Source organism: Buchnera aphidicola (Aphis glycines) (assembly GCF_001280225.1).
Lineage (GTDB): Bacteria > Pseudomonadota > Gammaproteobacteria > Enterobacterales > Enterobacteriaceae > Buchnera > Buchnera aphidicola_E.
Genome location: NZ_CP009253.1, coordinates 177,855 through 202,962 on the forward strand (window position 1 = coordinate 177,855; position 25,108 = coordinate 202,962).

Here is a 25,108-nt window from a genome sequence, read left to right on the forward strand (position 1 = left end):
AAGCTGGAAATATGTGTAAAAAAAATTTTTCTTTTTCTATGTGGATTAAATATTTAGAAAAATTAGAAAAAAAAGGTCAAACTAATTTAATAGAAATTAAAAATATTGCAAAAAAATTAAATTTATTAAGTTTACAATCTTTTTTTTTTACTGTAGGTGGAACAAATGGTAAAGGAACAACTTGTGCTATATTAGAACAACTATTATTAGATTCAGGCTATCAAGTTGGTTTATACACTTCTCCACATCTTTTAAATTTTACAGAACGTGTGAAAATTAATGGATCATATATTAGTGAGATACAATATATTAATGCATTTTTTGAAATATATTCTGTTAAATTAAATTATTCTTTAAGTTACTTCGAATTTGTTACACTTACAGCTTTATTTTTATTTAAAAAATACTCACCGCTAGATGTTATTATCTTAGAAGTTGGTTTAGGAGGAAGATTAGATGCAACTAATATTATAGACTCCGATATATCTATTATTACCAATATCAGCATAGATCACACTTCTATTTTGGGCCCCAATCGATTTAGTATAGCTCGTGAAAAAGCGGGAATTTTTAGAAAAAATAAAATTTCTGTAATCGGAGAAAAAAATCTTCCAAGTTCTATATATCAAGTAGCTAAAGCGAGTCAGACAATATTAAAAATAATTAACAAAGATTGGCGTTGGAGAAAGCATAATAATAATTGGGATTTAATTCATGAAAATATAAAATTATATAACTTACCAACACCACAAATACCATTGTCAAATGTTGCGCTTGCTTTATCAGCATTATTTTATTCTGACCTTATAATTAATAAAAAAATGTTAAGAAGCTCAATATCTAAAGTACGATTACAGGGTAGGTTTCAAATCATCTCTTATTATCCAATAATTATTCTTGATGTTGCTCATAATTTTCATGCCACTGTATATCTTGCTAAAAAAATTAATCAAATAGATATACAAGGGAAATTATATGTAATATTTGGCGTATTAAAAGACAAAGATATTTTATCAATTATTTCTCCTCTACAAGATCAAGTTTATTATTGGTATGCCTCTCTTTTACCTATAAATCGAAGCGCTACTATGGATCAGTTAAAAAAAAATTTACCTACTCAGAATACGTTGTTTTTTTGTAGTATTGAGCATGCTTGGAAGAATTTAAAAAGCAAACTAAAAAAAAAAGATGTAGTATTAGTTTTTGGCTCTTTTATAACTGTTTCAGAATTTATTTCTATCACAAACAAAGAAATATGATGATGAAATAAAAATATTATTTTTTTGGAAAACTATGATTTTAATAGATTTTATTATTTTTGTTGTTATTTTTTTTTCTTTTTTTTTCGGAATTGTTAAAGGTTTTTTAAGAAATGTAATATCTACTGTATTTTGGATTTTTTTTATTTATTTTTTTTCTAATTATATGTATTTTAGTAAATTTTATTCTGATGCTCTTTTAAAAAGTACGAACTATTTAGTAATTTTAACTATTATTGTTTTTTTTTTACTGTCAAAATATTATTAAATTTAGTTTCTAATAAAATAATTAAAACATATAAGTTATTATATATTAATATGATTTTGGGGGGTATATTTGGCTTTCTGCGTGGTGTAATATTGATCTTGTTTATATTATTTTTTATTTATCAATGTAATAGTGCTATTTATTTAAATTTATCAAACAAATCTTTTTTTATTCATTTATTTTTAATAGTGTTTTTAAATCATAAATTTTAATATTGTTATTTTGAAAATACTAAGCACAATATTTTATTAAAACATAGTGTGCTTAGGAGTATTTTTAATGTTCAAACATTGCAGAAATAGATTCTTCATTACTAATTCGTCTTATAGCTTCTGCTAACATTCCAGCTAATGTCAGGGTTCGTACATTTGGCAATAATTTAATTTTTTCTTGTAATGGAATGGTATCACAAACAACTACTTCATCAATAACAGAATATTTTAAGTTTTCTGATGCCTGACCTGAAAAAATAGGATGTGTAGCGTATGCAAAAACTCTTTTTGCTCCTCTTTCTTTAAGAGCTTCTGCAGCTTTACACAGTGTTCCTCCAGTATCAATCATATCATCAACTAGGATACAATCTCGATTTGCGACATCTCCAATAATATTCATAACTTGAGAAATATTAGGACGAGGCCTTCTTTTATCTATAATTGCCATATCGGTATCATAAAGAAGTTTTGCAATTGCTCTAGCTCTGACAACTCCGCCAATATCAGGTGATACAACAATAGGATTTTTTAATTCTCTCTGTAACATGTCCTCTAAAAGAATTAAACTACCGAATACATTATCGACAGGTACATCGAAAAAACCTTGAATTTGTTCAGCATGTAAATCTACTGTTAATACGCGATCTACTCCAATGCTAGATAAAAAATCAGCTACAACTTTAGCTGTAATTGGAACTCTGGCAGATCGTACGCGTCTGTCTTGACGTGAATATCCGAAATATGGAATTACTGCAGTAATTCTACCGGCTGAAGCTCTTCTTAGAGCATCTATCATTACAACAAGCTCCATAATATTATCATTTGTTGGAGAACAAGTTGATTGAATGATAAAGACATCACTTCCTCTAACATTTTCATTGATTTGAACACTAATTTCGCCATCGCTGAATCGTCCTACAGATGCATTTCCTAAATTTATATAAAGTCGATGAGCAATAAATTTTGCTAGTTTTGGAATAGAGTTTCCAGCAAATAATTTCATATCTGGCATAAAAAACCTTGTTTTTTATTTTTATTTTAATATTAATTTTAATTAAAAATATGATTATTTCTTTTATAAAAAACATGATGTAATGAAGAAGTATTCATACCCTTAGCAATAAATCCCTTAACATTTTGAGGCAGTAAAGAAAATGTTTTTTGAGCAGATATTTTATTGTCAAATTCTGCAAAAACACAGGACCCTGTTCCGGTCATTCGAGCAGGTGCATAAAGAGATAGCATAGAAATTAATTTTTTTATTTTTTTAAATTTATTACTTACTATATTTTCAAAATCATTACTAAATGGAGATTGTAAAAGCAATTGTATTGGTTTTTTTTGAGCTTTACTTTTAAGTGAAAAACTAGAAAATATATTTTTTGTTAAAATATGAATTTCAGGATAAACAACTAAATACCATTTTTCTTTTCTTTGAATAGGGTATAATATTTCACCTATTCCTTCAGTAATAGATGTTTTTCCCATGATAAACGCTGGAACATCTGATCCTATTTCAGTACTAAATCTGGCTAATTCTTCTAATGTAAATTTTGTTTTCCATAGCTGATTTAATACAATTAATACTGTTGCGGCATTAGACGAGCCTCCTCCTAAACCACTGCCCATAGGTATTTTTTTATTTAAGAATATTTTTGCTCCAAGAGCATGACAATTATTTTTTGCATAATATAATGCTTTTGATTTTAACAATTTTGCTGCTCTAATAATAGTATTTTCTGTTTTTAAAATTAGTTTCTTCTCAGTAAATAATTCGATATGTCCAGTGTTATTTTCAATGATTTTCAACGTGTCGCCATAATTAAGAAATTGAAATAAACTTTGGATATAATGATAACCATCTGATCTTATACCTGTAACGTATAAAAATAAGTTAATTTTTGCAGGAGCAGGCCATATATATTTCATTTTGTTTGTATTTTTAAAAAATTATTTTTATGTTAATATTTATTAAAATTATACTGAAAATTATCAAAAATGATATAATCATTTTAATTAGAAGCTGTGAATTTTTTATTGTAAAAGATATTATTTATTTTATATAAAGTATATAAATATTGTGTTAAGTGGTTTTATTGTATTTTAAAAAGGATAATATTATATGAATTCGTCTATTATTAATAAATTAAAATCTTTAAAATCTCGCTTTCAAGAAATCGAAGTACTACTTACTCAAAAAGATATTATATGTGATCAAAATCAATTAAAAACTTTATCTAAAGAATATTTAAAACTTTCTGAAGTCGTTCAATATTTTATTAAATGGGAAAAAATAGAACATGATATAAAAAATGTTCGTTCTTTGTTTGATGATAAAGAAGTGTATAATGCGGCAAAAGAAGAGTATTATATACTTAAAAAACAAAAAAAAAAACTAGGAAAAAAAATTCAAATATTATTATTACCTGAAGATCCTCATGATCAGCATAGTTGTTTAATAGAAATTCGGGCAGCTACAGGCGGAGATGAATCTTCCATTTTTGCAGGTCAACTATGTAGAATGTATGTAAGATATGCTGAAAGTTATATGTGGAAAACAAAAACAATGAGTTGTAGTGAAAATGAAAAAGGAGGATTTAAAGAAATAATTATTAAAATTACAGGGAAAGGTGCTTCAGGTCGATTAAAATTTGAATCAGGGGGGCATCGTGTACAACGAGTTCCGGAAACTGAGTCACAAGGAAGAGTTCATACTTCTACTTGTACTATTGCAGTAATGCCTGTTCTACCTAAAGCAGAGAAAGAAGAAATTGTTTCATCTGATTTAAAAATTGATACGTTTCGTTCTTCTGGGGCTGGTGGTCAACACGTTAATACTACTGATTCAGCTATTAGAATTACGCATATCCCTACTGGACATGTAGTAGAATGTCAAGACGAACGATCACAACATAAAAATAAAGCAAAAGCTTTATCTATTTTATCTACTCGTTTATACGCTGAAAAATTAAAAAAAAGTAAACAAGAAAATTCTTCTGTACGGCGCATTTTATTGGGTAGTGGTTCAAGATCAGATAGAAATAGAACATATAATTTTCCTCAAAATAGAATTACAGATCATAGAATTAATTTAACTATATATAAATTAGACGAAGTTTTAGAAGGAAAATTAGATTTTCTTATTAAACCAATAATTCAAGAATATCAAGCAGATATGCTATCTACTTTATCTAAGTTTAAATTATGAAAATATATCAATGGTTAACACGAACAATTAAAATTTTTTCTCATTTTGAATATCCTCGATTTGAAGCGGAAATATTATTAAGTCATGTACTAAAGCGTTCACGTTCTTGGATTATGGCTTTTGATCAAGAAGAATTAAATCAATTAAATCAAAAAATATTAAAGAATTTAGTTAATCGAAGGTGGATGGGAGAACCTATGGCTTATATATTAGGAAAAAAAGATTTTTGGTCTTTATCTTTGAGAGTTTCTCCAGATACTTTAATTCCTAGGCCTGATACAGAAATTTTGATCGAAAAAGTGTTATCTAAAATTGATAGCAATCAAATACGCATTCTTGATTTAGGAACTGGTTGTGGAAATATTGCATTATCTCTAGCGAGTGTTTGCTCTAATTTTCAAATTACTGCTGTTGACAATTCAAATAAAGCCATTAAAATAGCTAAAACAAATGCATTGGAATTAAGTTTAAAGAATGTTATTTTTTTTTATAGTGATTGGTTTTCGCATATAAATAAAAAATTTAATATTATTGTAAGTAATCCTCCATACATTAGTTTAAAAGAAATGAAAATTTTTCAAAAAAATCTTGTGTTTGAACCAGTTAATGCATTGTTATCAAAAAATAATGGATTGCAAGATATTGAATTAATTATAAAAAAATCAATGAATTATTTATTTTATAAAGGTTGGCTTTTTATCGAGCATGGATGGACACAAAAGTTGCAAGTACAGTATTTATTTAAAAAATATAATTTTTTTAACATACAATCTTATAAAGATTACGGAGGTAATGATCGTGTTACTATTGGTCAAAAAAAATAGTAATTTTTTTTAAAAAATTACCTAATAATTTTAAATCTAACAAGTAGTAATTAAATATCTTTTATTAAAATATTATAAAAATGTATTTTAATTTTTTATTACTTATCAATATTAGTATAATAACATGAAATATTTTTCAAAAAATAATTTATCTAAGTTATCATTATTTGACTCGATTATATCTGCATCTCATTTTATTCGAGAAGATTTTCCCATAGATTTTGTAGTTTTAGATATGAATAATAAAATTAAGGAAGCAAAATTTTACATTTCATCCGAAATTGAGCCATATAAAAAATTAAAAAAATTATTAAATTTATTTTATAAAAAGTGGAATTTTGGTGGAGCAAGCGGTATTTATAAAATTTCAGATGTATTATGGATTGATAATGTATTAAAAACTAAACATGGTACTGCTGTTTCTTTAGGCGTTCTTTTATTGCATCTTGCAAAAGAATTGCAGTTGCCATTAAATCCGGTAGCATTTCCTACACAACTCATATTAAGAGCTGATTGGTCAGATAAAAAAAAGTGGTTCATTAATCCATTTGACGGGGAAATATTAGATCAGCATACACTAGAAGTATGGTTAAAAGGAAACATTAGTCCAACAGCCGAGTTATATGAAAATGATTTATATCAAGCTGAATCTATTACTATTTTTAGAAAAATGCTAAACACTTTAAAATCCGCTTTAATGGAGGAAAAAAATATGGAATTAGCATTAAATGTTAGTAGTGTTCTTTTACAAATAGATCCTAATGATCCATATGAAATTCGTGATAGAGGATTAATTTATGCTAATTTAGACTGTAATCACGTTGCTTTAAAAGATTTGCTTTATTTTGTTGAAAACTGCCCAGAAGACCCTATCAGTGAGATAATAAAAGTTCAAATACATGCAATTGAGCAAAAAAAAATGATATTACATTAATTATTGAAATTTATCCGGCATTAAATATATTTCTTTTATGCTGCGTATTAGAATAAAGTTTTTCAATTATATCCTGATCTAATATATTTATTTTTTTTCCTTCTAGATAGGCATCTATTGAACTGTATTTAACACCTAAAGAAAGTTCGTCTGGTTTTTGTGGATTGTTATCTTCAAGATCTGCTGTCGGTGTTTTCATATATAAAGATTTAGGACAATTTAATTCTTTTAATAATAATTGGACTTGCCGTTTATTAAGTTGAGATATAAGATTAATATCTACTCCATGATCTCCATGTTTGGTAAAAAAACCTGTAATTGTTTCTGCCGCATTTCCTGTGCCTACAACTATTCCATCTTCCATTGCAGCGACACTATATTGTACTTTCATTCTTTCTCTCGCTTTTTCATTTCCTTTAACATGGTCTGAGATTTTTATGCCTGCTCTATTTAATGATAATTCGCTACTTAAAACAGCTTTTTTTATGTTAATTGTAAAAGTTTTATCTGGATTAATAAAATTTATAACTTTTTTACAATCTTCTTCGTCTTTTTGAACACCGTATGGTAATCTTAATGCAATAAATTGATACATTTTATTGTTTGTTTCTTTACGGAGTTGATCTATAGTGATTTGACATAATTTACCTGTTAATGTTGAATCTTGCCCTCCACTGATAGCTACAATGAAAGTTTTTAAATGAATATTTTGAAGTAAATATTTTTTTAAGTTTATAATACGATTTTCAATTTCTATTTTTGGTATAATATTTGGTTTAACATGTGTTAGTTTAATGATTTTTTTTTGTAATTTCATATTTTATTTATTTTTAAATTAATTAAAATATTATAAAAATATTTATTTTGTATTAGATTATTTTGTTTGAAATTAACTATTATATATTAAAATTAATAATTTTTAAAATATGATATAAAAAAAATTATTTTTACTTTTTAAAATTTAATAAAAAATTGGTAAAAAATCTTGAATAATTTAATTTTTGTACTAAATTGTGGAAGTTCTTCTATAAAATTTTCTATACTCAATCCACAAAACAAAACCAAGTATTTATCAGGCTTAGTAGAATGTTTGTTTTTGAAAAACACATATATTAAATGGAAATGTTTAGAGACGACATATAAAAAACATATCGGTTCGTATATTTCTCATAAAGAAGCGTTAAATTTCATTTTTGATCAAGTTCTATTAAAAGAAAAGGATGTATATAAAAATATTGTCGGAATAGGGCACAGAGTTGTTCATGGTGGAAATAAAATCAACCAATCTGCTTTGATTGACGATACAATTATTAGTTTCATTGAAGAAGCCGCTCCTTTTGCACCATTACATAATCCTTTAAATTTAACAGGAATTAAAATAGCTATAGAAAAATTTCCTGCTTTATCAAAAAAAAATGTAGCAGTTTTTGATACTTCTTTTTATCATAACATGCCTAAAACTTCATTTTTATATGCTATTCCTTATATTTTTTATCAGAAATATCACATAAGACGTTATGGTGCTCATGGAATTAGTCATGATTATGTTGCTCATGAAACATCAGTTATATTAAAAAAAAGTTTTACTTCACTTAACATTATAACATGTCATTTAGGTAATGGCTGTTCTATTTCGGCAATTCGAAATGGAGTTTGTGTAGATACCTCTATGGGTTTGACGCCTTTAGAAGGTTTGGTGATGGGTACTCGAAGTGGTGATATAGATCCTTCTATTATTTTTTTTATGTATCAAAAACTTGGTATAAGTATTGATAAAATTAATACAATACTAAATAAAGAATCTGGTTTATTAGGAATAAGTAAAAAAAGTAGTGATTTTCGTTATCTTGAAAAAAATTATTCTACTGATAAGTCAGTAAAGCTTTCTATAGATATTTTTTGCCATCGATTATCTAAATATATTGCTTCTTATATTTGTTTAATGGATAACCGTTTAGATGCAGTTGTCTTTACTGGTGGTATTGGAGAAAATGTATCATTAATTAGACAAATTACTTTATCAAAATTATATTTAATGGGTTTAAAAATCGATATAAAAAAAAATTTTTTAATTAAAAATGGAAAAAGTGGTTTAATTAATACAAGTAATTCTATCCCTGTTTTAGTTATTCCTACAGATGAAGAGTTATTAATAGCAAAAAAAACAATGAAAATAATTAGTTCAATATAATTATTGTAATTTTAACATCTCAAAATAATAAGAAATATTATGCTACGTATTGTAATGTTAGTACCTTTAAGTGAACATATTAGTTTAACAACTATGACTTTAAGTGTAATTAATCTGATTAGAAAAAAAACAAAAAATAATTTTTTTAGATCTTTTTTTTACTTTTCTCTCACAGATCACTCGATAAATAAAACTAATTTTATTAAGAAGTATTTTTCAGACAACATAATTACATTAAAAAATATAGATTTTTCAAATCAATATTTGAACTCTAATCAATATCATATACTCGTTAATCAAGTTATTGATCAATGTTATAAAAAAAAAGATATTAATGGATTTATTTTAATTCAAGGTATCAATAGAAAACAAAATCCTGACGCCGATAAGATAAATTATGAAGTTTCTCAAAATGTTAACGCTGAAGTAATATTTTTAGAGAATTTAAAAAATTGCTCTCTGGAATGTATTGATCAAAAAAAGAATAAAATAACGACATTTTTAAAATTTAATCAATATAGATACATTTTGGGTATGATTATTAACAATATCAATTCTCCTTTTATAAAAAAACAATATAATTTTATAGAAAAGCTAAATATTATATATAATTCAAAAAAAAATAAAGTTTCTTGTGATATTAAAAATGATACCTTTTTCAAAGATAATTTTTTTTCTGTATTAGTTTCTATTCCTTGGAATAACAACTTATTAAAACCATCTATAATAGACATTTGTAATTTTTTAGATGCGAAAATTATTAGTGTAAAAAATAAAACAAATTCTATTGTAAAAAAAATAATAATATTTGATGAAAATTATGCCAAAATAAGAGTAAAAGATTATAAAAATGCTTTATTTTTTATTGGTTTAAGTCGTTTAGAAAAATTTATTCAAGATGTATTGTTGAAATTAAAAATCAACAAAATTAGTGGTCTTATTTTAACAGGTGTATCTAAACTTACGAAAAATGTTTTATATTTAACAAATATTTTAAAAGATATTAATATTCCTATTTTTTTTGTTAGTACAAATACAATAATCACACTTTCTAAACTACAAAAATTTAATTTTAATATTAATTTTTATAATACAGCATATATCGATAAAATATTGCACTATACTTTTAGTTACCTAAAAAATATCAACTTAAATGTTTGTTCATATAATTTAGTCAACAGTTATAAAAAATATTCACCTAAAGAATTTTGTTATCATTTAAAAATGTTAGCTAAAAAAAATGTCAAAAGAATTATACTTCCTGAATCATACGAACCTCGAATATTAAAAGCCGCTTTAATCTCTAATAATTTAGGAATCGCAGAGTGTGTATTATTAGGGAAAGAAAAAAAAATTTTTAAAATAGCTAATGATAACGGAATTTATTTAAGTAAAAATATTCAAATAATAGATCCTGATATGATACGACAAAACTATGTTTCAAGATTATTAGAGTTAAGAAAGAATAAAGGTATAACTGAATTTTCTGCAATAAATCAATTAAAAGATAATGTTGTTTTAGCTACATTATTATTAGAATGCGACAAAGTAGATGGATTAGTTTCAGGATCTATAAATACTACGGCTAACACTATACGTCCAGCGTTACAAATCATTAAAACTAATCCTATTTATTCTTTAGTCTCTTCGATATTTTTTATGTTATTCCCTGAAGAAGTACGTATTTATGGTGATTGTGCAATTAATATAAACCCAACAGCAGAAGAATTAGCAGAAATTGCAATTCAATCTGCTAATTCAGCTAAAAACTTTGGTATAGATCCACGTGTAGCAATGTTGTCCTATTCTAGTGGGTATTCTGGACATGGCGAACAAGTAGAAAAAGTTAGAAATGCAACTTCTATTGTTAAATTAAAACAACCTCATTTCATTATTGACGGACCTATTCAATATGATGCAGCTATTTCAAAAAAAGTCGCTCAATTAAAAATTCCAAACTCATCGATTCTAGGATCTGCAAATGTTTTTATATTTCCAGATTTAAATTCTGGTAATATCACTTATAAAGCAGTACAGCGCTCCTCAGGATTAATTTGTATTGGACCTATGTTGCAAGGATTAAGAAAACCAGTAAATGATTTATCAAGAGGTGCATTAATTGAAGATATTGTTTATACTATTGCTTTAACGGCAATTCAATCATCATAATTTTATTTTAATTATATTTTAATTATAATATCTCCGTTCGGTTGACAACAACACGGAAAAATTTCATTTGTTTTAAATAAAGCAGCTATAGGCTGTTTTATAGAGTAAATAATTTTTCCTTTTATTATTTCTACACGACATGTTCCGCAATATCCAGATTTACATTGATATGCTATATTTATATTATTTTGTTGTAGAATAGATAATAGAGAAGTATTTTTTTTATAAAAAATAATTTTTTTATTTAATATTTCAATAGTAGAATAATACATTTTATAATTTAAATTTTTTAAATTCTTGATTAGATATTTGAGAATCAATTTGACCTACTAAATAAGAGCTAATTTCGGTTTCTTGAGGAGCATTTTGTATATAATCTGAGTTTAACCAGGAGTCAATCCAAGGAATAGGATTTGATTTTTTTGCAAATGGCATTTTTAAACCTATTGCATCCATTCGAATATTGGTAATATATTCTATATACTGGCAAAGTATATCTTTGTTTAAACCCAACATTGAACCGTCTTGAAATAAATATTCTGCCCATTTTTTTTCTTGTTCTGAAGCTGATATAAAAATTTGAGTTGCCATATCTGTGCATTCTTTAGCAATATTTTTCATATTTTCGTTATTATTTTTGTTACGTAATAAGTATAAAATATGTTGAGTTCCTGTTAAATGTAATGCTTCATCTCTTGCAATCAATCTAATAATTTTTGCATTCCCCTCCATAATTTCTCTTTCTGCAAATGCAAATGAGCAAGCGAAACTCACATAAAATCTAATAGCTTCTAAAACATTGACACTAATTAAACAAAGGTATAATTTTTTTTTTAATATATCTAAATTAATACAAATTTTTTTTTCGTTTACAGTATGATTTCCTTCTCCTAATAAATGCCAATAACTTGTCATATTAATAAGATCGTCATAATAAGTAGAAATATCTTTTGCTCTTGCATTAATGTTTTTATTGGTTATGATATCATCAAAAATAATTGATGGATTATTTATTATATTTCTAATTATATGAGTGTAAGAGCGAGAATGAATTGTTTCTGAAAACGACCATGTTTCAATCCATGTTTCTAATTCAGGAATAGATATAATAGGTAAAAAAGCAATATTCGGACTTCTCCCTTGGATTGAATCAAGTAATGTTTGATATTTTAAATTGCTAATAAAAATATGTTTTTCATGTGAAAGAAGATTTTGAAAATCTATTCGATCTTGTGATAAATCTATTTCTTCTGGTCTCCAAAAAAATGAAAGTTGTTTTTCAATTAACTTTTCAAAAACATTATATTTTTGTTGATCATATCGAGCTATATTAACAGGTTGTCCAAAAAACATAGGTTCTATTAATTGATTGTTTTTTTGTTTTGAGAATGTTGTATAAGACACTTTTTTACGCCTAAAATAAGTTTGTATAATTTATATAATTAATTATATAATACAAGAACCGCTTGAACAATCGTCTTCTTTATTTTTCATAGGTTGATATAATTTATAATTATCCTCAGCTCCATCTCTGGTATTTTGATAATATAAAGTTTTAATTCCTAATTTGTATGCTATAAGCAAGTCATATAATAGTTGTTTCATAGGTATTTTTTCATTTATAAAACGTTTTGGATCGTAATTAGTATTAACAGAAATAGATTGATCAACAAATTTTTGCATAATAGCTGCTAATTCTAAATAACCAGTATTGTTTGGTATGTCCCAGAGTAATTCGTATTGACATTTTAATTTTTTATATTCTGGCACTACTTGCTTTAACATTCCGTCTTTCGAGACCTTTATACTTACAAATCCTCTTGGAGGCTCAATACCATTGGTAGCATTAGAGATTTGAGAAGATGTTTCCGAGGGCATTAAAGCGGATAAAGTAGAATTTCTTAAACCATACTTTTTAATTTTTTTTCGTAGTAAATCCCAGTTTAAATGTAATGGTTCATTACATATGATATCTATATCTTTTTTATATGTGTCTATTGGTAACTTTCCTAAGTAATAATTGGTTTGATGAAATAATATGCACGGTCCTTTTTCTTTAGCTAGCTCACAAGAAGCTTGTAATAAGTAATATTGTATTGCTTCAAAAGTTTTATGTGTTAAATTTTTTGCGCTACCATCGGAATAACGCACTTTATTTTTAGCTAAATAATATGCAAAATTAATTACACCGATACCTAAAGAACGTCGTGAAAGAGAAGAATTTTGTGCTGATATTATTGGATAATTTTGATATTCTAATATTTCATCTAATGCTCGTACAGATAAAACAGATAGCTCTTCCAGTTCTTTTAAATCTTTAATTGAGCCTAGATTTAAAGCTGATAATGTACACAGCGCTATTTCTCCATGTTTATCATGAATATCATTTAATGGTTTTGTAGGAAGTGTAATTTCTAGGCATAAATTCGACTGTTTTATTGGAGCTAATTTAGGATTAAATGAACTATGTGAATTACAGTGATCTACATTTTGTATATAAATACGCCCAGTAGACGTTCTCTCTTGCATAATTAAAGAAAATAAATCAATCGCTTTAATGTTTTTTTTTCTTATAGTTTGATTTTGTTCATATTGAATATATATTGCTTGAAATTTTTTTTGATCAGAAAAAAAAGTTTCATATAATTCTGGTACATCAGAAGGGCTAAATAATGTAATATTTTGCCCTAACAACATTCTTTGATACATGAATTTATTAATTTGTACAGCGTAATCGAGATGACGAACTCTATTTTCTTCAATACCTCGATTGTTTTTTAAAACTAATAAATTTTCAATTTCAAGATGCCATATTGGGTAAAATACTGTTGCTGCACCGCCTCTAACACCTCCTTGTGAACAAGATTTTACAGCACTTTGAAAATATTTATAAAAAGGAATACATCCTGTATGAAATGCTTCTCCATTTCTAATAGGACTTCCCAATGCTCTAATTTGACCAGCATTAATTCCAATACCTGCTCTTTGTGAAACATATTTTACAATACAACTTGTTGTTGCATTAATAGAATTTAAATTATCTGCACATTCAATTAACACACAAGAACTAAATTGGCGAGTAGGTGTTCTTACACCTGACATTATCGGTGTAGGTAATGAAATTTTAAAAGTAGAAATAGCATTATAAAAACGTTGAATATAGTTCATTCGAATATTTTTAGGATATTTAGAAAACAAACATGCAGATATTAAAATATATAAAAATTGTGCACTTTCATAAATTTTTCCAGTAATACGATTTTGTAATAAGTATTTTCCTTCTAATTGTTTGACAGCAGCGTAAGAAAAATTCATATCACGACGATGATCAATAAAAGAATTCATTGTTTCGTATTCTGCGCAAGAATAATCTATTAATAATTTTTTATCGTATTTCCCTAAATTTACTAATTTTGTCACATGATTATATAGCATTGGCGGTTCAAATTGACCATAAGCTTTTTTTCTAAGATGAAAAATAGCAAGTCTTGCAGCCATATATTGATAGTCAGGTGTTTCTTGAGATATTAAATCTGCTGCTGCTTTAATGATGGTTTCATGTATATTAACAGTTGTTATATTATTATAAAATTGGATACGTGAGCATAACTCCACTTGAGAAACAGATATATCTTCTAATCCCTTAGCAGCCCAATTTAAAACTTTATGAATTTTATCTAAATTTATTTTTTCTTTTTTTCCATTGCGTTTAGTCACAAATAGACTATTTTTCATATTTACTTAACCTGTTCTTACAAATATAATTTTATATAAAAAGCTTTAAATTTTAACATAAAATATTACTTTTTTATAATTTTAATTATCAATATATTATATTGTACAAGTTATTATATAAATTATATAATAGGTTCTACAATTCTTTGCAAAGCAACAACTTTTTCATTTTTTGATGTTCGTATTAAAATGACACCTTGTGTATTTCTTTTTAAAACTCCTATTTCTGAAACTCTAATTCTTACTAATGTTCCTGCATCAGTAATCATCATAATTTGATCGGTTTCCACTACTTGTATCGCTCCAATAATTTTTCCTTTTTTTTTCGTTATTTTTATTGAAATAACACCTTGTGTTGCGCGTGATTTAATTGGAAAATCAGAAATTTTTGTACGTTTTCCATACCCATTATTAGTTGCTATTAAAATACTTTCTTTTTCACTGGGAATAATTAATGAAACTACTTTATCGCTTTTTAAAATTTTTATCCCCCTTACTCCGGAAGCTGTTCTTCCCATGGTTCTTACACTATTTTCTGAAAATTGAACTACTTTTCCATTTTGGGTAAATAACATAACATTATTCTTACCGTTAGTGAGTGCAACTCCAATTAATTCATCATTAGCTCTTAAATTAATAGCTATAATTCCAGCGGATCTAGGTTTTTGAAAATTTTTTAAAGCACTTTTTTTGACTACGCCTTGAGCTGTAGCCATGAAAATATTGAGGTTATCTTTATATTCATGAACAGGTAAAATAGCTGTAATTCTTTCTTTTTTAGTTAGTGGTAACAAATTGACTATAGGTCTACCTTTTGCATGTCTGCTAGATTCTGGTAAATGATATACTTTCATCCAATATAAAATACCTCTACTAGAAAAGCATAAGATAGTATCATGTGTATTTGCAATAACTAAGCTTTGTATAAAATCTTCTTCTTTAGTTTTGGCGGCTAATTTTCCTTTTCCCCCTCTTTTTTGTGCATTATAATCAGAAATAGGTTGATATTTAACATATCCTGAGTGAGATAATGTAACTACTACATCTTCCTGATTAATTAAATCTTCAATATTAATGTCAGTATGACGTTCAATGATTTCTGTTTTTCTTTTATCATAAAAATTATGTTGTATTAATAACAATTCCGATTTAATCACTGAAAGCATACGATTTGGGTTGTTTAATATTTCTTCGAGTTCTATAGTTTTTTTTATTAAGTTATTATATTCTAAAATAATTTTATCTTTTTCTAAATTAGTTAATCTTTGTAATTTTAAATCTAAGATTGATTGTACTTGTTTTTCACTAAAATAGTAATAATGCTTTGTTTGGTTTTTTTCTTGTATTGGTATAGTTTTTTGGTTGTTATTTTCTATACTTTTATTTATCCATTTTTTTTCTATAATAAGTTTTTTAGCTTCTATTGAATTCTTAGAATTTTTTATTAAGTTGATAATTAGATGAATATTCGTTAAAGCAACATTTAATCCTTCAAGAATATGAATGCGTTTTAGTGTTTTTTTTAATTCAAAAATACTACGACGTGTCACAATTTCTTTTCTATGTAATATGAAATGTTTAATTATTTCTTTTAAAGATAAAGTTTTTGGTTGTCCTCGATACAATGCAACCATGTTTATTCCAAAGGATATTTGCAATTGAGTAAGAGCATATAATTGATTCAAAATTATTTCTGATAAAGTTTCTTTTTTAATTTCAATTACAATTCGCATTCCATCCTTATCAGATTCATCACGTAAAGCAGTGATACCATCAATTTTTTTATCTTTTACTAGTTCTGCTATTTTTTCTATTAAACGTGATTTATTAACTTGATAAGGAATTTCATAGAAAATAATGCTTTCTTTGTTATTTTTTGTGTTTCTTTCAATTTTATTACGTGCCCGAATATAAATTTTTCCTTTTCCAGTACGATATGCTTCTTCAATTCCTTTTTTTCCATTAATAATTCCGGCAGTTGGAAAATCTGGGCCCGGAATATGTTTTATTAATTCTTTTAAAGTAATATCTTTATTTTCTATATATGCTAAACATCCATTAATTACTTCATATAAATTATGAGGAGGAATATTTGTTGCCATGCCTACAGCTATTCCGGATGATCCATTGATTAAAAGATTCGGTATTTTAGATGGTAATATTTCAGGTATATATTCAGTGCCATCGTAATTAGGTATAAATTCAACAGTATTTTTTTCAAGATCTGATAATAACTCATGAGCAATTTTAGACATACGAATTTCTGTATATCGCATTGCTGCTGCTGCATCTCCGTCTACTGATCCAAAATTTCCTTGACCATCTATTAACATATACCTTAATGAAAAATTTTGAGCCATTCGAACTATTGAATCATAAACCGCCGAGTCTCCATGCGGATGGTATTTTCCAATTACATCACCTACGATTCTAGCAGATTTTTTGTATGATTTGTTCCAGTCATTATTTAATATATACATTGCAAAAAGTATTCTTCGATGTACTGGTTTTAAACCATCTCGAACATCAGGTAAAGCTCTTCCGACTATAACAGACATTGCATAATCTAAATAAGAGCTTTTTAATTCTTCTTCAATATTAACTTGTATGATTTCTCGTGCAAGTTCTTTCATAGTAACTATTTTCTCTTTTAAATTTAATGAAATTAAGTAAAAATTATAACATAATTAAAATATTAGATGCATTGAAAGAAATAAATTCTAAATTTAAAATATTTTTATTTAATTATAGATATGTTAAAAATATTTTTATATTGTTTATTTCAGATGAAAGTATTAAAATAATATCTTATTAAAATTATTTTATTGATATTTATCAATATTAAAAATAATGTTTTTTAAGTATAATTAAATATGAGATGTTTTTATGAAAGATGCAGAAAAAAAATTAATAGAAAATTTATTTTGTCGTTTAAAAAAAACTGAATTGAATTCTTTTGAAAGAGATACGGAAGCAAATAGTTTAATTCAAGATTTAGTAAAACAGCAACCATATTCTTCTTATTACATGACGCAAACAATTTTAATTCAAGAAACGGCAATAAAAAAATTAAGCTTAAAAGTTGAAGAATTAAATAAAAAAATATCAAATTTAAACTCAAATACAACAAGCAAAAAATCAAGTTTTTTATCTAGTTTATTTAAAAAAGAACCAATTCCTTCAGACGTATCTAATAATGTTTGGAAAAGTAATCAAAATATTTCAGGATCCTATAATCCTTTACCAGTACCTCCTTCAAACGCAAGCAATAGTATAAGTCATAGTAGTAGTGGTTTTCTCAAAAATGCTTTACAAACAGCAACTGGTGTAGCAGGAGGAATGATTTTAGGTAATATGTTAATGAATATTTTTAACCATAGCAAACCTGAAGAAGAGGTATTCGATACCATTAATGAATATCCTATATCTAATATAGAAGAATATGGATTTCATGGCGATAATGAATATAATTTAGCTGATTATAATAGCGATCAAAATCATATTGACATTTCTGAAAATGAATCTCATTTTAACGATGAGTATATTAATGAAACAAGTAATTTAGAAGAAAATAATAACGTAAATGATATAAGCGATATTAATGATGATAGTTTTATTTAATTATTAAAATATTTTACATAGCAATTATTTGATATTAAATTATTTAAATAAAGCCAGCATATTTTTGCTGACTTTAAAATAAAAAATATTTTTTAAGAAAAATGTTTATTTAAATATGAAGAAACTCCTTGTAGAGAAGCAGTAATTCCATCTTTTCCTGGTTCCCAATTTGCAGGGCATACTTCTCCATATTTATTATGAAATTCTATAGCATCTACCATTCGTATTATTTCATTTATATTACGTCCAAATGGAAGATCATTAACAACTTGATGACGTATTATCCAGTTTTCATCAATTAAAAATGAAGCTCTTAATGCTATATTAAATGTTGGATGTTCAATCCCATAAGATTGTTGAATTTCATGCTTGATATCAGATATCATTGGAAATTTAATTTTTCCAATTCCTCCATTTTTAGGAGCGGTGTTTTGCCATGCTTGATGAACAAAAACACTATCAATAGATACACCTACAACTTTTACGTTTCGTTTATGAAATTGTTCATAAGATTTATTAAATTCCATAATCTCAGAGGGACATACAAAAGTAAAATCCATAGGCCAAAAAAACAATATTACTCGTTGACCATTAGAATATTTTTGAAAATCAAAAGTATTTGTAATTTGACCATTACTTAAAATTGCTGGAGCTATAAAATTTGGTGCTTTTTTTGTGACTAAAACCATCTTTTTTCTCCTTTTATTTTCAAATATAATTAAATGTATATTTTTTTAAACAATATTTTATTTAATCAATCGATAAAAGAGTTGCTTATGAATACTAGTTTAACTTGGAAAGATATTTTATCTCAAGAAAAAAAAAATATTTTTTTAATATGATGCATTATATTAAAAAAGAACGTTTAAAAAAAATAATATATCCTTCTTCAAAAAACATGTTTAATGCTTTTTTATTAACGTCTTTCAATGAAATTAAAGTAGTTATTATTGGTCAGGATCCTTATTTTTCAAAAGATCAAGCTAATGGTTTAGCATTTTCAGTGTTTAAAAATAAAAATATACCACCTTCTTTGAAAAATATATATAAAGAATTAAATAATGATTTTAGAAAAAAATATACATTTCATCATGGTTGTCTTGAAAATTGGGCAAAACAAGGAGTATTTTTATTAAATACTATTTTAACGGTTGAATCAGGAAAACCAAAATCTCATAACAATATAGGATGGGAAATATTTACTGATAAAGTAATTTCTTATATTAGTCAATATAAAAAATCTATTGTTTTTTTGCTTTGGGGAAGTCACGCTCAGAAAAAATATAATTTAATTGATATTAATAAACACTATATATTGAAATCATCTCATCCATCTCCATTATCAGCTCATCGAGGTTTTTTCGGATGCAAACATTTTTCTAAAACTAATAAAATATTAATTAAATGTAAAAAAAAAGAAATTAATTGGTTTAATATCTAACTTAATATAAGAAAATAGAAAAAATTTAAAAAATTTTTTCTATTTTTTGTGTTAAATATTATAATTATTTTTAATTAGAAATATAAATATTTTAAATTTTAGAAATCGTTACTAATGCTTTTCGAATAACAACATTATTAAAGCTTAAGCCTATTCTTTTGATTGAAACGACATGATCGGGTTGTATTTCTGTTGAATTTTCGGTTAATATAACATTGTGAATTTTTGGATTAAAAACTTCATTTTCTTTACCCTCGGTTTTTACTCCAAATTTATATATTATTTGAAATAAAGACTCTAATATTAATTTTATGCCTTGTACTAATGGTTTTTTATCTAAATTTAATTTTTTAGATAAAGACAAAGTATCTTCTAAAGAATTAATAATAGGAACTATTTTTTTAAAGAATTCTTCTTTTTTTGTATTTTTTATATTTTTTATTTTTATTTTAGCATCTTTTTCAATATTTTCTATATTAGCTAAGTGTCTTAATTGTATATCATGTATTTTTTTTTGATTATTAGATAGTTGTTCTTTTAATTTAATTAATTGGTTGATGTGGTTTTTTTTAATATCAGAATTATTATTTATGTTTTTTTCAACGTCTTTTTTTACATCTTTTATTTCGATATTTTTATTTGTGCGTTGTTTTTCTTCAGTATCCATAATATCACCGTTTTAAACACTACTGATTAGTTAAATATAGATTTATTGATATGTCTTTTAAGTTGATTCATATATGAATTATATATATTCATTAGGGATTTTAATATAATGAAGCAATATTTTAATTGTATCGGTATTGTTGGGCGCCCTCGTTATACTAATGCGTTGAAAACACATGAGATACTTTATAGATGGCTAATTAAAAGAGGTTATAAGGTTTTTATTGAATGTAATATTTCCAAAAAATTAAAGTTAAAAAATCCAAAAACTGCTACATTAATAGAAATTGGTCAACTTTGCGACTTAGCTATAGTAATTGGTGGAGATGGAAACTTATTGTGCACTGCTCGAATTTTATCATATTTCAATATTAAAATCATTGGTATTAATCGAGGTAATTTAGGTTTTTTAACAGATTTAAACCCTGATAATCGATTTAAAAAACTATCAGAAGTTTTATCTGGAAACTATTTTATAGAACATCGTTTTTTATTAGATGTAAAAATTTATAATAAAAAAAAGCTTTACAAATCTAGCATAGCTGTTAATGAGGTTGTTTTACATCCTAAACATGTAGCTCATATGATAGAATTTGAAGTTTATATTGATAAAAAGTTTGCTTTTTCACAACGTTCAGATGGATTAATTGTTTCAACTCCTACTGGTTCTACGGGTTATTCACTTTCTGCGGGAGGTCCAATTATAGTAACTTCTTTAGAGGCGATATTGTTAATACCTATGTTTCCTCATACTTTATCAGCTCGGCCGTTAGTTATTAGTAGTGACAGTATCATTTGTTTAAAATTTTCTAATTTAGAGAAAGGTTTAAAAATTAGTTGTGATAGCCAAATAGTTTTTCCTATTAATAAAAACGAATATATTTTGCTTCAAAAAAGTAATTATTTTTTAAGTTTTGTACATCCTAAAAGTTATAACTATTTTGACACTTTAACTTCGAAACTAAATTGGTCTAAAAAATTTTTTTAAGAATTATATAATATTTTTTTAATATATGAAATATAAATATATATAATGTATAAATATAATTTAACAAAAAATTTTTAGTTATATTGTGTATGAAAACATTACTAAACAATTGGTAGTGTGAAATATTTGATATAAAATATTAGGAAATAATTTATTAATGAATATTCAGGTTTCTATAATTAAAATATTATCAATAATTTTTTTGTTGACTAGTTGTTCATTTTTAAGTAATAAAAATTATAACTCTTATAATATAGATGAACTATACTTAAATTTGAGTGATTTTAAAAAAAATTATAAAGGCATGACGAGAGCGCAAATAATTTATATTTTTGGCAATCCGATAATTTCTGATGCTTTTAATGATGTTTATCATTATATTTTTTGTAAAAGATTGAAAAACAATATATGTGAAAAAATTACATTAAATATTTTTTTTGAAGAAGATAAAGTTTGTTCTTTTAGTCTTGAAAAACTTAAATAAATTTTAATATTTAAAAATTTTGGAGCTGGCGGGATTTGAACCCGCGTCCAAAATTTCTATAAACAAAGATACTACATGCTTAGTTTTTCTTAGTTTTTAGTTCTTTTCCTAATTTAGAAAAACACAATTTTAGGAGTATATCTTAAAAATATTTTTTCGTGTTATTATTAAGATTTATTTCACGTTTTCTCTTTAATCGATTAACCTTTAATAATTTCTCGTTATAAAAGAGATAATATTGAGAATAAAGGGCATTAAAACAGTTTTTTAAGCTGCTAATGCGTAGTTTTGTTTATTATTTGCAGCTATTTTTTACGGCTTTTTACGAGGCAAACCGTTCCTCGGCATGCACTTTATTTTTTTGATAATTTTGTCGAATCCAAAACAGCCCCATATAAATGATAATATAAACTATTAAAATAAATATTAATACAGTATCAAATATCTTAGTATTGCAAAAAAAAATAAAGTTGTCTATAAAATATTTTAGAAAATATTTAAACTTTAAAATTATTTAAATATTTTTAGATTCATAAACTTTAAAGTGGAGTAATGTATGGATATAATTAAAAAAATAGAAAATCAAATTAAAAAAAATATTATTTTACTTTATATGAAAGGAACGCCAGATGCTCCTAGCTGTGGATTCTCTGCTCAAGCTGTTCAAGCTTTGTCAGCATGTGGAGAAAAATTTGCATACGTAAACGTTTTGGAGAATGAAGATATTAGAAGGGAATTACCTAAGTATGCAAATTGGCCTACATTTCCCCAGTTATGGGTAGATGGAGAGCTTATAGGAGGTTGTAGTATTATAATAGAAATGTTACAAAATGGAGAGTTAAATAAGATAATATCTACAACAATTAGTAAATATAAAAATAACGTTTAATTTATAAAATTATTTTAAAAAAGATATGATATTTTAATAATAAATTTATTATTGATATCATATCTTGTTACAATTTTTAAATATTATTGTGATGTTAAGAGGATTTTTTTTTTGTATTTATTGGCCATCCGCCTAGGTATTTCCAACGATTAACTAGTTCGCAAAAAAGATTTGCAGTTTGCAGCGTGTCGTAGAGAGCGGAATGAGCTTGATTATTATCAAATTTTAATCCAACGGCTTTACATGCTTTTGCTAAAACTGTTTCTCCAACTACTAATGCACTTAGTGCTGCAGTATCAAATGTAACGAATGGATGAAAAGGATTGTTTTTAATTTGAACTCTTTGTATTGCAGACATTAAAAAATTATGATCGAAGCTAGCATTGTGAGCAACTACAATACCTTTTTTACAGCCTTCTATTTTTATCCCCTTATTTACTGTGTCTAATATTGATTGAATAGCTAATTTTTCACTAATAGCACCGCGCAATGGATTAAATGGATCAATTTTATTAAATGCAATTGCATCGGAATTAATCATGGAGCCTTTAAAAGGTTTGATATGAAAGTGAAGTGTATTTTTTGTATGTAACCATCCTAATTTATCCATTTTTAATGTTATTAATGCAATTTCTAATAATGCATCAGTTTTTGAATTGAAGCCAGCTGTTTCAATATCAATAACAACAGGATAAAAATTACGAAATCGATTACTTAATAAATTAAACTCTTGCGTTATAGACATTTACATCTCATTTAAAAAACTGTTATTTTTATTGAATAAAATTAATTTTTCACTCTGGTGTATTTAAATACTATTTTATATATTTATTATGATTCTTGTTTATTATGCGATAATTGTACTATAATTTAACACGAAATTTAAAATGAAATTTTTTAATTTAATTTTTGTTTAAACTATATTTTTTAATAGGAAAATAAAATGACTTATGTTTTGCCTGCTATACCTTATTCATATGATGCTTTAGAGCCTTATTTTGATGAAAAAACAATGAAAATACATCACACGAAACATCATCAAAATTATATTAATAACACCAATGCTATTTTAGAAAATACAGCTTTCTCTTCTCTTTCAATTGAAGAACTGATGTCTATATTTAATGAAATCAGTTTAGAAAATAAAAATATATTACGTAATAATGCTGGTGGACATATAAATCATTGTTTTTTCTGGGAATGTTTAAAAATTAATACTGTATTAAATAGAAATATCAAATCAGAATTAGAAAAAAATTTCGGAACTTTTGAATCTTTCCAGAATCAATTTGAAGAAGTTGCTATGAAACATTTTGGTTCAGGTTGGGTTTGGTTAGTCAATCAAAATGGTCACTTAAATATAGTATCGACTTCTAATCAAGATAATCCGTTAATGGGAAAGCTTATATCTAATACTTACGGTGATCCTATTTTAGGTTTAGATATTTGGGAGCATGCATATTATTTAAAATATCAAAATAAAAAACTAGATTATATTAAAGCATTTTGGAATGTGGTGAATTGGAATCAAGTAGACAGTCGTTTACAAAAATAATATTTTTATTAATTACGTTTTTAATAAATACAATATTTAAATTTATATCTTAAAACATATAATATTTGATATTATATGTTTTAATAAAATATTAAAGGATTATTTTTGAGTATTATTAAAATGATTACAGGATTATCTAATCCTAAAAATACATATCACAATACACGTCACAACCTAGGCTCTTGGTATATTTATGCTTTAGCAAAAAATTTTAATATATTATTAAAAGAAGAAAAAAAATTTTTTGGTTTCATCACTTCTATTAGAATATATTCTAATAATATTCGTTTATTTATACCTAATATTTTTATGAATATTAATGGTAACGCGATACATAAAGTAGCATCATTTTATAATATTAATTTAGATGAAATATTAGTCGCGCATGATGATTTAGATTTAGAGTGCGGAACAGCAAAAATAAAGTATAGTTATGGACATGGCGGCCATAACGGCTTAAGAAGTATTATTAATCATTTTAACAAAAAAATTAATTTTTATAGATTTAGAATTGGTATTAGTCGACCAAAAAACAAAAAAGAAATATCATCTTTTGTACTTTCAAATCCTACCACCGAAGAAACCAATTTAATTGATATATCTATTCAGTACGCTATAAGAGAAACACTGGTATTGTTAAACAAGATGTCTAATTAGATAAAAA

At 25.4% G+C, this 25,108-nt stretch carries 22 protein-coding genes, 1 other RNA gene and 1 pseudogene; 13 read left to right on the top strand and 11 right to left on the bottom strand.

What is annotated here, in order from left to right:
- The first annotated feature begins 11 nt into the window (after positions 1-11).
- Entirely contained in the window at positions 12-1,259 is a 1,248-nt protein-coding gene (gene folC / locus IX46_RS00850) for a bifunctional tetrahydrofolate synthase/dihydrofolate synthase (RefSeq protein WP_053940143.1), read from the top strand.
- Positions 1,260-1,803: 544 nt separating this feature from the next.
- Here the strand turns inward: folC and IX46_RS00860 are convergent.
- Both IX46_RS00860 and ispE read right to left on the bottom strand, forming a co-directional pair.
- Positions 1,804-2,751 (bottom strand): ribose-phosphate pyrophosphokinase, encoded by a 948-nt coding sequence (locus tag IX46_RS00860; RefSeq protein WP_144417487.1) that lies wholly within the window; start codon positions 2,749-2,751, stop codon positions 1,804-1,806.
- A 38-nt stretch (positions 2,752-2,789) separates the two neighbouring features.
- Positions 2,790-3,668, bottom strand: a complete 879-nt coding sequence (gene ispE, locus IX46_RS00865; RefSeq protein ID WP_053940145.1) for a 4-(cytidine 5'-diphospho)-2-C-methyl-D-erythritol kinase — start codon at positions 3,666-3,668, stop codon at positions 2,790-2,792.
- 193 nt (positions 3,669-3,861) lie between these two features.
- Between ispE and prfA the strand changes: the two genes are divergently transcribed.
- From prfA to sirB1, 3 genes are all read left to right on the top strand, one after another.
- On the top strand, positions 3,862-4,947 hold the full coding sequence (gene prfA / locus IX46_RS00870) for a peptide chain release factor 1 (protein ID WP_053940146.1): 1,086 nt from the start codon (positions 3,862-3,864) through the stop codon (positions 4,945-4,947).
- A complete protein-coding gene (gene prmC, locus IX46_RS00875) occupies positions 4,944-5,771 on the top strand; it encodes a peptide chain release factor N(5)-glutamine methyltransferase (protein WP_053940147.1) in 828 nt (275 codons plus the stop codon). Before prfA ends, prmC begins: the two co-directional genes overlap by 4 nt.
- Before the next feature lie 124 nt (positions 5,772-5,895).
- Entirely contained in the window at positions 5,896-6,705 is an 810-nt protein-coding gene (sirB1, locus tag IX46_RS00880) for an invasion regulator SirB1 (RefSeq protein ID WP_053940148.1), read from the top strand.
- A gap of 10 nt (positions 6,706-6,715) precedes the next feature.
- On the opposite strand, the gene nadE is transcribed toward sirB1, so the two are convergent.
- Entirely contained in the window at positions 6,716-7,522 is an 807-nt protein-coding gene (nadE, locus tag IX46_RS00885; protein WP_053940149.1) for an ammonia-dependent NAD(+) synthetase, read from the bottom strand.
- Between the two features lie 165 nt (positions 7,523-7,687).
- Here nadE and IX46_RS00890 point away from each other — a divergent pair, with 165 nt between their 5' ends.
- Both IX46_RS00890 and pta read left to right on the top strand, forming a co-directional pair.
- On the top strand, positions 7,688-8,896 hold the full coding sequence (locus IX46_RS00890) for an acetate kinase (protein WP_053940150.1): 1,209 nt from the start codon (positions 7,688-7,690) through the stop codon (positions 8,894-8,896).
- A gap of 39 nt (positions 8,897-8,935) precedes the next feature.
- A complete protein-coding gene (gene pta, locus IX46_RS00895) occupies positions 8,936-11,065 on the top strand; it encodes a phosphate acetyltransferase (protein ID WP_053940151.1) in 2,130 nt (709 codons plus the stop codon).
- An 11-nt stretch (positions 11,066-11,076) separates the two neighbouring features.
- Here the strand turns inward: pta and yfaE are convergent, their stop codons facing one another.
- From yfaE to gyrA, 4 genes are all read right to left on the bottom strand, one after another.
- A complete protein-coding gene (yfaE, locus tag IX46_RS00900) occupies positions 11,077-11,337 on the bottom strand; it encodes a class I ribonucleotide reductase maintenance protein YfaE (RefSeq protein ID WP_053940529.1) in 261 nt (86 codons plus the stop codon).
- Position 11,338: 1 nt separating this feature from the next.
- Complete coding sequence (gene nrdB / locus IX46_RS00905; protein ID WP_053940152.1) at positions 11,339-12,469, bottom strand: class Ia ribonucleoside-diphosphate reductase subunit beta; 1,131 nt, start codon at positions 12,467-12,469, stop codon at positions 11,339-11,341.
- Positions 12,470-12,511: 42 nt separating this feature from the next.
- Positions 12,512-14,800 (bottom strand): class 1a ribonucleoside-diphosphate reductase subunit alpha, encoded by a 2,289-nt coding sequence (gene nrdA, locus IX46_RS00910; protein ID WP_053940153.1) that lies wholly within the window; start codon positions 14,798-14,800, stop codon positions 12,512-12,514.
- Positions 14,801-14,922: 122 nt separating this feature from the next.
- Entirely contained in the window at positions 14,923-17,433 is a 2,511-nt protein-coding gene (gene gyrA, locus IX46_RS00915) for a DNA topoisomerase (ATP-hydrolyzing) subunit A (RefSeq protein ID WP_053940154.1), read from the bottom strand.
- Between the two features lie 253 nt (positions 17,434-17,686).
- On the opposite strand from gyrA, the gene IX46_RS00920 reads away from it, so the two are divergent.
- On the top strand, positions 17,687-18,421 hold the full coding sequence (locus tag IX46_RS00920; protein ID WP_053940155.1) for a DUF2076 domain-containing protein: 735 nt from the start codon (positions 17,687-17,689) through the stop codon (positions 18,419-18,421).
- Positions 18,422-18,513: 92 nt separating this feature from the next.
- Here the strand turns inward: IX46_RS00920 and IX46_RS00925 are convergent, their stop codons facing one another.
- Complete coding sequence (locus IX46_RS00925) at positions 18,514-19,110, bottom strand: peroxiredoxin (protein ID WP_053940156.1); 597 nt, start codon at positions 19,108-19,110, stop codon at positions 18,514-18,516.
- A gap of 87 nt (positions 19,111-19,197) precedes the next feature.
- On the opposite strand from IX46_RS00925, the pseudogene ung reads away from it, so the two are divergent.
- Positions 19,198-19,862: pseudogene (gene ung / locus IX46_RS00930) on the top strand (uracil-DNA glycosylase).
- A gap of 91 nt (positions 19,863-19,953) precedes the next feature.
- Here the strand turns inward: ung and grpE are convergent.
- Complete coding sequence (gene grpE, locus IX46_RS00935; protein WP_053940157.1) at positions 19,954-20,529, bottom strand: nucleotide exchange factor GrpE; 576 nt, start codon at positions 20,527-20,529, stop codon at positions 19,954-19,956.
- 108 nt (positions 20,530-20,637) lie between these two features.
- Here grpE and nadK point away from each other — a divergent pair, with 108 nt between their 5' ends.
- Positions 20,638-21,516: an NAD(+) kinase gene (nadK, locus tag IX46_RS00940; protein WP_053940158.1), complete on the top strand. Its 879-nt coding sequence runs from the start codon at positions 20,638-20,640 to the stop codon at positions 21,514-21,516.
- A 157-nt stretch (positions 21,517-21,673) separates the two neighbouring features.
- Entirely contained in the window at positions 21,674-22,000 is a 327-nt protein-coding gene (locus IX46_RS00945) for an outer membrane protein assembly factor BamE (protein WP_053940159.1), read from the top strand.
- Positions 22,001-22,017: 17 nt separating this feature from the next.
- On the opposite strand, the gene ssrA is transcribed toward IX46_RS00945, so the two are convergent.
- Positions 22,018-22,392: a transfer-messenger RNA gene (gene ssrA, locus IX46_RS03095) on the bottom strand.
- A gap of 164 nt (positions 22,393-22,556) precedes the next feature.
- Between ssrA and grxD the strand changes: the two genes are divergently transcribed.
- Positions 22,557-22,889, top strand: coding sequence for a Grx4 family monothiol glutaredoxin (gene grxD / locus IX46_RS00950; protein ID WP_053940160.1), 333 nt, complete (start codon positions 22,557-22,559; stop codon positions 22,887-22,889).
- 94 nt (positions 22,890-22,983) lie between these two features.
- Here the strand turns inward: grxD and rnt are convergent, their stop codons facing one another.
- Positions 22,984-23,634 (bottom strand): ribonuclease T, encoded by a 651-nt coding sequence (gene rnt / locus IX46_RS00955; RefSeq protein WP_053940161.1) that lies wholly within the window; start codon positions 23,632-23,634, stop codon positions 22,984-22,986.
- A gap of 198 nt (positions 23,635-23,832) precedes the next feature.
- Between rnt and IX46_RS00960 the strand changes: the two genes are divergently transcribed.
- Both IX46_RS00960 and pth read left to right on the top strand, forming a co-directional pair.
- Entirely contained in the window at positions 23,833-24,444 is a 612-nt protein-coding gene (locus IX46_RS00960) for a Fe-Mn family superoxide dismutase (protein ID WP_053940162.1), read from the top strand.
- 120 nt (positions 24,445-24,564) lie between these two features.
- Entirely contained in the window at positions 24,565-25,101 is a 537-nt protein-coding gene (gene pth / locus IX46_RS00965) for an aminoacyl-tRNA hydrolase (protein ID WP_082249203.1), read from the top strand.
- The last annotated feature ends 7 nt before the right edge of the window (positions 25,102-25,108 follow it).